General features: G+C 35.7%; 6 protein-coding genes and 1 tRNA gene. 2 read left to right on the top strand and 5 right to left on the bottom strand.

The window, feature by feature from the left end; all coding sequences use genetic code 11:
• Positions 1 to 800: 800 nt before the first annotated feature.
• Both Q0A18_RS11260 and Q0A18_RS11265 read right to left on the bottom strand, forming a co-directional pair.
• Positions 801 to 887 (bottom strand) — tRNA-Ser (locus Q0A18_RS11260).
• A 56-nt stretch (positions 888 to 943) separates the two neighbouring features.
• Positions 944 to 1,960, bottom strand: coding sequence for an asparaginase (locus Q0A18_RS11265; RefSeq protein WP_292010248.1), 1,017 nt, complete (start codon positions 1,958 to 1,960; stop codon positions 944 to 946).
• Between the two features lie 85 nt (positions 1,961 to 2,045).
• On the opposite strand from Q0A18_RS11265, the gene Q0A18_RS11270 reads away from it, so the two are divergent.
• Positions 2,046 to 2,720 carry an RNA methyltransferase gene (locus Q0A18_RS11270; protein WP_292010249.1) on the top strand — a complete coding sequence of 225 codons (675 nt, stop codon included), beginning with the start codon at positions 2,046 to 2,048 and terminating at the stop codon, positions 2,718 to 2,720.
• On the opposite strand, the gene Q0A18_RS11275 is transcribed toward Q0A18_RS11270, so the two are convergent.
• The 3 genes from Q0A18_RS11275 to tsaD are packed head-to-tail and all read right to left on the bottom strand — an operon-like array spanning position 2,713 to position 4,822.
• A complete protein-coding gene (locus tag Q0A18_RS11275) occupies positions 2,713 to 3,417 on the bottom strand; it encodes an RsmE family RNA methyltransferase (RefSeq protein WP_292010250.1) in 705 nt (234 codons plus the stop codon). The two genes, Q0A18_RS11270 and Q0A18_RS11275, sit on opposite strands and share 8 nt — an antisense overlap.
• Complete coding sequence (locus Q0A18_RS11280; protein WP_292010251.1) at positions 3,414 to 3,809, bottom strand: hypothetical protein; 396 nt, start codon at positions 3,807 to 3,809, stop codon at positions 3,414 to 3,416. Before Q0A18_RS11280 ends, Q0A18_RS11275 begins: the two co-directional genes overlap by 4 nt.
• Positions 3,806 to 4,822: a tRNA (adenosine(37)-N6)-threonylcarbamoyltransferase complex transferase subunit TsaD gene (gene tsaD, locus Q0A18_RS11285; protein ID WP_292010252.1), complete on the bottom strand. Its 1,017-nt coding sequence runs from the start codon at positions 4,820 to 4,822 to the stop codon at positions 3,806 to 3,808. The genes Q0A18_RS11280 and tsaD overlap by 4 nt, the downstream gene beginning before the upstream one ends.
• A gap of 4 nt (positions 4,823 to 4,826) precedes the next feature.
• Here tsaD and Q0A18_RS11290 point away from each other — a divergent pair, with 4 nt between their 5' ends.
• The gene (locus tag Q0A18_RS11290) at positions 4,827 to 9,617 is read left to right on the top strand and encodes a translocation/assembly module TamB domain-containing protein (protein WP_292010253.1); all 4,791 of its coding nucleotides are present in this window, start codon (positions 4,827 to 4,829) and stop codon (positions 9,615 to 9,617) included.
• The last annotated feature ends 39 nt before the right edge of the window (positions 9,618 to 9,656 follow it).

Genomic DNA, 9,656 nt, shown 5'->3' on the forward strand with positions numbered 1-9,656 from the left:
GGTTTTTTGTGTAAGGAATAAAAATATTGGATATTGAAATAATAAAAAAAAGCACCTGATTAAAGGTGCTTTCAAGCTTCCGAAGTTCATTTTCCGCGAATTCCTAAATAATATTAAATACAGTAAAATACATAATAGTTGTAATCTACTGTTTTTAGATAGTTAAAAATCTCTTTTTGTTGATTGTCTGAAGACTGAATGTATCATTCTGTTTTTTTCTCTTTTTTAGGTCTTATACCCCGGACAATATTTGTTTTTATGTATTCCCATTCTACCCGCTCAGAAAATACAGATTTAATGAATCCAAGGTTTTTGTTATAGTTCTTTCCGGTCCAATTCCTCTCTTTTTGGATATGGTCCATGATTGACCTAACATGAAACCTTTCGCAATCAGAGATATTAATGTTTGAATACTTTAGATCCGGTATTGCAGCTTTAAAAAATCTCAAAACACAAGTGTAATCGAGGTAAGATTTAAGGTAATGAATATTTTTTCTTTTCTAATACAAAATCTAAAGCTTCAGCTAATTTTTTTGATAGATTTTCTTTGTATGAACTGATAGCGGATCATATCCATTTTTTATTTTAAATTCTAAAGCTTTTAAGGGCTTTACAATTTAACATTCTTTCAGTGTAATCGTTGGAATCATTAACGCCTTTAGTAAACTTCTTAATGATCTTATGAGTTGATGTATTGTAGATGTAAACATATCAACAAAGTGAGAAAAATTTACTTATTTTTAACTTTTATAATTGAATAATAGTGTAAAGTATTAGAAATCAATTATTTGTAAAATTTGCAGAGAGGAAGGGATTCGAACCCTCGATACAGTTACCCGTATACTACCTTTCCAGGGTAGCTCCTTCAACCACTCGGACACCTCTCTATTTGAGATTGCAAAAATAGAGTATTTTCTGGAATTACCAAAAGAAATAGTATAAATTACTTGGTAATTTCTCCACAAAGACTTCTGGAGAAGTTTTCGGCAAAACTTCCGGCATAATTAGGATTGTCCAGTAAATGCATTGCCTTGGTAATAGCACTTTCTGCAGTGATGTCTTTTCCGCTTATAGCACCTATTTTAGCAAATATGTTACTGTTTTCATATTTGCCGAAAGATATACCTCCTGAAATACACTGACTTACCACCACGATCTCAGTTCCGTTATCCCTTACTTCCTGTAATGTTTTCTGGGTTTTTTCATTATTGAAAATAGTCCCCGAACCAAAAACCTGAAGGATTAAAACTTTCATTTTAGGAACCTCTTTAAAATGGCTTAGATTCATTCCTGGGAAAATTCTCCAGAAAAGAATATCCTCGGAAATATGATCATCCACATGAAACTGAACAGGAGATTTTGATCGGTATAAATTTTCTTTAATAATATTTAAATGTACACCCGATTGACCTAAAATAGGATAGTTTGGACTGGCATAAGCATCAAAATATTCTGCAGAATATTTCAGAGTTCTGTTTCCTCTCAGTAGCTTATATTCGAAATAAATGGCTACTTCCTGAATAACCGCTTCATCATCTTCATATAAACTTGCATAGTAGAGACTCGTTAAAAGATTCTCCTTGGCATCAGTTCTTAAATCTCCTATTGGTAACTGGGAACCTGTAAGAATAACAGGTTTATTTAAACCTTTCAGCATAAAACTCAGCGCAGAAGCTGTGTAGGACATGGTATCAGTTCCGTGTAGAATCAAAAAGCCATCATATAAATCATAATTCTCCAGAATATAATTAGCTATAATTTTCCATTCCTGAGGTCCCATATCGGAAGAATCCAGTGGCTGGGCAAATGGATGTACGGAAACTTCACATTCCATCAGCTTCATTTCCGGCATTTTTTCGAAAATATTTCCGAAGTCAAATGCACGGAGACTTCCCGTTTCATAATCTTTTTCCATTCCAATGGTTCCACCCGTGTATATAAGAAGGACTTTTCGCTTCATGTAAAATAATAGTTTTAAAGAATTTTATTGTATAAGCAGGTTCAGAATTTCAAAATTACGTTAATTTGCAAAGATTTAAAAATGAATGAAAGAATTAGCCCAGACTTTTGAATATTTAAAGCAGTTTCTGACGGAAGAAAGATTAAATAAAATAGAGTATTTCTCTCAGGGAAGCTCAGATTTTGTATTGCCTGTAATGGAAGATATCTATCAGTTTCGTAATGCAGCGGCTATCGTAAGATCAGTAGAAGCCTGCGGATTTCATAAAGTGGTGGCTTTGGAAGAGGAAAATGTATTTAATCCCAATCTTACCGTTACCAAGGGAGCGGAAACCTGGGTGGAGGTAGAAAAAATGCCTAAGAATATCTCTTCGCTGCAGAAGATTAAAGAAAGAGGATATAAGATATTGGCTGTTTCTCCTGAAAAAAATGCTGTGATGCTGCCCGATTATGAAGTGAAAGAACCCTTAGCACTTGTTTTCGGAACAGAGCTGGAAGGAGTTTCGGAAGAAGTCCTGGATTTTGCCGATGAAACATTGGCGATACCTATGTATGGTTTTACAAAAAGTTTTAACGTATCCGTTGCAGCGGGAATCTGCATGTATGAATTAAAGCAGAAGTTAATGAATTCAGACATCCATTATAAACTTAACGAAGAAAAACTGCTGAAAATGAAAATCCGGTGGTCCGTCAATTCCATAAGAAGCGGGGAGCAGATATTCAATAAATATTTAAGAGATCACAATATTATATTTAATTAATCATTTTATTGTAATTCCAGGCCGCTACGAAAATACCTGCTGTTTCAGTTCTTAAACGTTGAATTCCAAGGGATGTTGCTCTGATTTTATGATCAGCAAGAAGCTGAATTTCCCTTTCGGAAAAATCACCTTCAGGACCTATTAAAAAAGTATACTGTTCTAAATGAGGAAGTTGATTTAAAGGTATTCTTTCCAGATTTTCATGGCAGTGTGCCACTAAAGTGTGATCAGGGTTTACGGTTTTCAGAAAATCAGGAAGTTTGACCAGATCATTAATGACAGGAAAGTGAAATCTTAAACTCTGCTTGGATGCAGCAATGCTTTGTTTTCTCAGCTTATCAATATTGATATTTTTACGTTCTGTCTTTTCCGTTAGGATAAACGAAATTTCAGAAATACCCATTTCTACAGCTTTTTCTACAAAAAATTCTATTCTGTCAATATTTTTGGTAGGAGCAATGGCAATATGAAGCCTGGGAGTAAAAGCAGACTGATCCCTCTGAATATTCAATACTTCCAGATGAGCTTTCTTTCCTTCCAACAGAAGTTTTCCAAATGCCAGATTACCTTTGCCATCAGTTACATAAATTTCTTCTCCATCTTTTATACGGAGAACCTTTACAATATGCTGCTGTTCCTCTTCATGGATGAAAACTTTGTTTTTGGAGGTATCTATCTGACCATAAAATAACTTCATATATCTTGATTTAAAAGTGCAACTCCTGTTTTTATTGTTGTATATACATCCGTATCACAGTTGCGGTAGGAGCATAAAAATATCTCTTCAATCCACTTGTCATTTATAAAAATTAGATTCAGGTATTCCTGCTTGCGTAAATTATTTTTGATAGACAGGTAATCTCCTTCTTTTGGGGTGTAGGGAAAACTGAAAAGATTTTCTGAATTTATTTTTTGTAGGATTTCTTCTTTTATCTCATGAATATATCCTTTTTCAGAGCTTGAGGGAAAATAGTCGGCGGAAATTTCTGAACTATCATTTTTTTCAGTAACAGTTTCTAAAGTCCAATAATATTTTGAATTCTTTTTAGAATGTTTTCCCAGTACCTTTTCTTCTAAAAGTATTTTCATAAATCATATTTAGCAGTTGCAGTAGTCCTTAAATCTGTAAATTCTCCTTTTTCAAATTTCAATTGGGCAACCATGGCGATCATAGCGGCATTATCAGTAGTATATTCAAATTTTGGAATGTAAATATTCCATCCTAATCTTTCCTGATTATCCTGCATAGCCTTTCTTAAAGCAGAATTTGCAGAAACTCCACCTGCAATGGCTACTTCTTTTATGTTGAGATCTTTAGATGCTTTTTCAAGTTTCTGCATTAAAATTTCAATAATAGATCTTTGTACAGACGCACATAAATCGTTGAGATTTTCTTTAATGAAGTCGGAATTCTTCTTGACTTCTTTTTGAATGAAATAAAGGACCGAAGTTTTGATACCACTGAAAGAATAATCGTAATTCTCCAGTTTAGGTTTATTGAAGGTAAATGCATTGGGATTTCCTTCCTTTGCCAGCCTGTCAATGATAGGTCCTGCCGGATAGTCAAGGTCGAAAATTTTACCGATTTTATCAAAAGCTTCTCCGGCTGCATCATCGATTGTTTTTCCTATGATTTCCATATCAAAATAATCCTTGACAAGGACGATCATTGTATGGCCTCCGCTTACCGTAAGGCATAAAAAAGGGAATTTGGGCGGCATAGGATTTGCATCTTCTATAAAATGGGCTAAAATGTGTGCCTGGAGGTGGTTTACTTCGATTAATGGAACATTAAGACTCATTGCAAGAGACTTTGCAAATGACGTTCCTACAAGTAAAGAACCCAAAAGTCCGGGTCCGCGTGTAAATCCTATAGCAGAGATTGCATTTTGTTGTATATTTGCTTGAGTCAGTGATTTCTCAACAACGGGGATGATATTTTGCTGGTGTGCTCGTGAAGCCAATTCAGGAACAACACCGCCATATTCTTTATGAATTGCCTGGTTTGCAGCAATATTGGAAAGAATTTCATTCCCTTTGATAATAGCTGCAGATGTATCATCGCAAGACGATTCGATACCTAAAATTATAGAGTCCTTCATAATAATGGCAAAGTTAGAGAATAATAACGAAAATAAACATAAAAAATCCGTCGCTGAGAATATTGGAGATCAGGTACAAAAGAAGGTAGAGGATGTAGGAGAGAAAGTTCAGGAGACCGTAAAAGAGGCCTCTGAACTAGCTTCAGATGCAATTAAACATCCGGTGGAAACAGCCCAGGAATTTGGAAAGCAGGCAGCAAAAGATGTTACCAGCTATTCCTGGTGGGCTAAGCTTTTACTGATCCTTTTCTGGTTAGGTTTTTCCCTTTTTATCATCATTCTGGTAGCGATCAATTTACCTGTAACCAAACAATGGGCGGCCGATCAGGCTTTACAGATAGTCAATAAAGATTTCAAAGCCGATATGTCCACTGAAAGTGTAGATGTAGACTATTTCGGAGACGTTACTATAAAAGGACTGAAAGTTAAGGACTATAAAGGGTTTGAATTTATAAAAGCTCAGGAATTTAAGGCTAACTCAGATTGGATTTCACTGATCGTAAATGCGGTGTCAGGAAAAAGTAATTCTTTAAGTTTTAATTCACTGAGGCTTTATAAAGCTGATGTTAAAGTGATTACTTATAAAGGTGACAGTATTCCTAATTTTATCCGATTTACTCAGTTATTTGATAACGGTAAAGAAAGAGATCCGAATAAACCGCCTTTTCAGTTGAACTCACGATTGGAAATCGTAGATTCCAAAGTTTCGATTGTAAATCAGAATTCTCCCGGAGAGCCTGGGAAATGGCTTACTGCTACTAAAGTAAACTTAAGAGCACCGAAAGTAAAAGTTAATGGAACAAATATTTCGGCATTAATCAATAATTTTTCCTTTGTCACAACACGGTGGGGCAAATCTCACTTTGTAGATACCTTTTCTACAGAATTCTCTATGACGGAGGATTTTCTTTCCCTGAAAGATCTCACCTTAAATACTGATCATTCCCTTTTACAGGGAAATATAAAATTTAACCTTAATAAAGGTTCCTGGGCGGACTTTACAGATCTTGTGAGCTGGGATATGAACATTAAGCAGGGAAGCCAGCTAAGTGGTTATGACATCAGTTATTTTGTAACCAATTGGGATAATTATAAGCCGTTTAATCTTGCAGGTAAGATGAAAGGCCCATTGAATAACTTTCATTTGGATAATTTTCTTATTGCTAATCCTGATGTGAATATTGCTACCCAGTCTATGGATGTGAAAGATATTCTCAACGGCCATTTCCTGATTGAAACCAAAACCTTATCTACAGATTTTACTTATATCGATCTCAAAGCAATGATGCCTACATTTATTTCTGAAAAAATGAAAAATTTTGCTGATGATTTCGGTAAACTGAAATACAGCGGAACGGCAAGGGTAGATCCTAATCAGGTTTTTGTTTCAGGCGGAAATCTTATCACGGGAATAGGGCAGGCAAAAATTACCAATTTCTCACTTACGGACTATAGCCAGGCACTGCCTAAATATAAGGGATATGCTGAGGTAAGAGATTTGAATACCTCGGTAATTACAAAAAGTAAAGCTGTGGGATTAATTTCGGGGAACTTCAATATCGACGGGCAAAGTTTTGATGTAAACACGATGCGTCTGACGACCAAATCCCAGATTTCCAGCATTGAAGTCATGAATAAGGAAATAACCAATCTTTATCTGGATGGATTATTGGATCATAAAAAATATACAGGGCTTATCACCATCAATGATAAACAGGCAAAAGGATCTGTAAAAGGTTTAATCGACTTTAGTACTTCAAGGATTTCAATGAATGTAAATGCTGACGTCGACTATTTAAATATGAATTATTTTACCGATACACCAGGCAGCCAAATGGTAAGTGGCCGGGTGGAAGGAAAGATGTCTATGTCTTCTATTAATGATTTGACACTTGATGTTGAAGCTAATAATTTAAGCTTTGCAACAGCTACCCAGAAATATCTTATTCCTAATGCTAAAGTAAAAACATTCATAGAATCCGGAAACCGTATTATTTCGGTAGATGCTCCGGGAGCTGTAAACGGGCAAATATCAGGAAAATATTATCTGGCAGATCTGACGGGAATGGTAGAAAACGGATTAGGGAAAATTCTGGTAGGACCTCCGCCAAGAAAACTTTACAGAGGAGAAAGCTTTAAAATGAACTTTGACGTACAGCAAGGGTTGGTGAGTTATTTTATGCCGGATCTCAAAATCCCAAAGGGAGCCGTTGTAGAAGGCGAATATAACGGTGATTCCAATAACTTAATTCTTAATGTAGATGCAGCTTCATTGAAGTATCTTATGACCAAGGAAGAAGAGGTAACGGCTGCTGATAATGCTTTGGCTTCTGCAAATCCTGATTATGAAGTCAACGAAAGGAAAGATATTTCCCGTGACAGCGCTATGGTAGATAGCGTTTTGGTGAGAATTAATACTGCTAACCTGGAAGAACAGATTTATGCAAAAATAAATAGAGTAGAATATAATCAGAATATAGTCAAGGATTTTACACTGAGTGGGAGAAATGATAATAATACGCTGCTTCACATTGCAACTCACTTTAAACATGGAACTCCTGAAAATGAATTGGAGGAACAGCTTAAAGAATATGCTATTAATTTCAACCAGTCAACAGATAATGCAGGGGACTATGTCTTCAGGTTTGAACCCACAGAGGTGAAATTTAATGATGTTACTTGGGCAGTTGATACAAGCTCAGAGCTTAATCATTCCATTACCTACAGAAAGAATATGGGAGATTTTGAAATCAGGAACCTTAGAGTATATTCTGATGACAGTTCATTACGGATAAATGAAGCAATATTCAAATCAGCTAAAGATTTCTATGTGGATGCGGATGTTTCTGATTTTGCCATCGAAAAGCTTTTAGAAATGAATCCTGGAGGCAATTCTATGGATATTAAAGGACTGGCCAATGGGAGCTTAAAGATCAAAATGGATAAAAGTACATTGCAGCCATTGATTGATTTAAGTGTCGATCATATTATGATGGATGGAAATGAAATGGGTGATCTTACAATTTCTGCGGTAAACGGAATTGCTTTAAATGTTTATGATGTAGATGTAAAAGTTGCTTCAGCAGGAGTTTTAGGAAGTAATAATCTGCACCTTACAGGTACAGTAAACAATAATACGGCGACTCCTACTCTTGATCTTGTAGCAGAGATGAGGGATTTTGATCTTGCATTTACCCAGCAGTTTGTACAGACTGTCTTTGGTAATATGAGAGGAAAAGCTACCGGAGACCTTAAGATCAACGGAAAACTGAATGATCTGGATTATAGTGGAGATATTGCTTTAAAAGGATTTGGATTAAAATTACTGTTTACAGGAGTTGATTATTCATTTGATGATAATGTAATTCAATTATCAAGAGGGCTTGCTATTCTCAATAATATTGAAGTTCATGATGGAAGATCTAATTCAAAAGGAAATATTTCTGGGGCGATTCAGTTTGAAACACTTTCTTCAATGGGGGTTAACCTCGTGATGAGGGCTGATAATTTATTAATGCTGAATACAACACAGAAAGATTTTGATCTCTTCTGGGGAAGAGTATATGGGCAAGGCGATCTTTACGTCGATGGACCTGTTTCCGGGCTCAGTATTAACACACCGAATATGAAGGCTCTTAACGGAAGTACATTTACTTTTAATTCCGGATCTACTTCAAGTGTGGAGGAATTTAAAATGTTGAGGTTCCTTAAAGAAGGCAAGGATGGTCTTATTACATTGGAAGAAAAGAAGAAGACGGGAGCGAATATGAATATTGATTTTAGTCTGGATGTAGATAAAGGAACAAATGTGAATGTTCTGATAGGTGAGGATGTCGGCAATATTAATGTAAAAGGTGCTGCTAATAATTTAAGATTCCAGATGAACAGACAGGGCAATATTGCTATGAATGGGACTTATAAGGTAGATAACGGAACTTTTGTATCCAAAGCCATTCTTAATAAAACTTTCCAGATTGAAAAGGGTAGTGTTATCCATTGGGATGGAGATGCCATGAAACCTGTAATGAATATTACCGCAAATTATGTGAGAATGGTTTCCAATGCCGGTGAATACCTTAATATGGGGAAACTTCAGCCGATCAGTATATTATTACAGGCACATATTACTCAGTCTTTGATCGATCCTCAGGTAGATTTAGATGTTACTGCAATGGATGTTTCCAGCCAGGTAAAAGAAACCCTTGCTGCGAAAATGAGCCAGGATGGTGAAAAAGTTCTCCAGTTCGGTTCGGTTCTCCTTTTGAGCAGTTTTAATGTTTCCAATAGTGGGGGCGTGGATGTGGATGTAGCAGGAGTGGCGGAATCATCGGGATATAATATGCTCTTAAAACAGCTGGGATCAGTACTTAATACGATGAGTAGTGAATTCCAGATCGACTTAAATTATGTAAAAGGAGATCAGTATTCCAATACCGGAGACAGAGCTAATGCGGGAGTCAGTTTTGCTCTTTCGCCAAGAATCAATGTGAAGACCGGTCTGGGAATTCCATTAACCAAAACTGAAGGTACGGAAAGTAATTATCTTTCAGGAGAAGGCTCTATTGAATATGATGTTTCTAAGAAAAACGACGGAAGTTTAATTTTAAGAGGGTATTCAAAGCCAACTAATATTGGTATGATAAGTACGAACGGTTCCGCAAATCAGGCCTATGGAGGCGGTATTGTATGGAGTAAAAGCTTTAATTCTTTATTTAAAAAGAAGAAAAAAGATAAAAAACAACCAGAATCAAAAGAGAACATAAAAACAGATTCTATAAAATCAGTAGGTAAATAATCAGAATATTTTAATGATTTTTATCATCCGTGTTAATTA

It is taken from the genome of Chryseobacterium sp., from assembly GCF_022712095.1.
Taxonomy (GTDB): domain Bacteria; phylum Bacteroidota; class Bacteroidia; order Flavobacteriales; family Weeksellaceae; genus Chryseobacterium.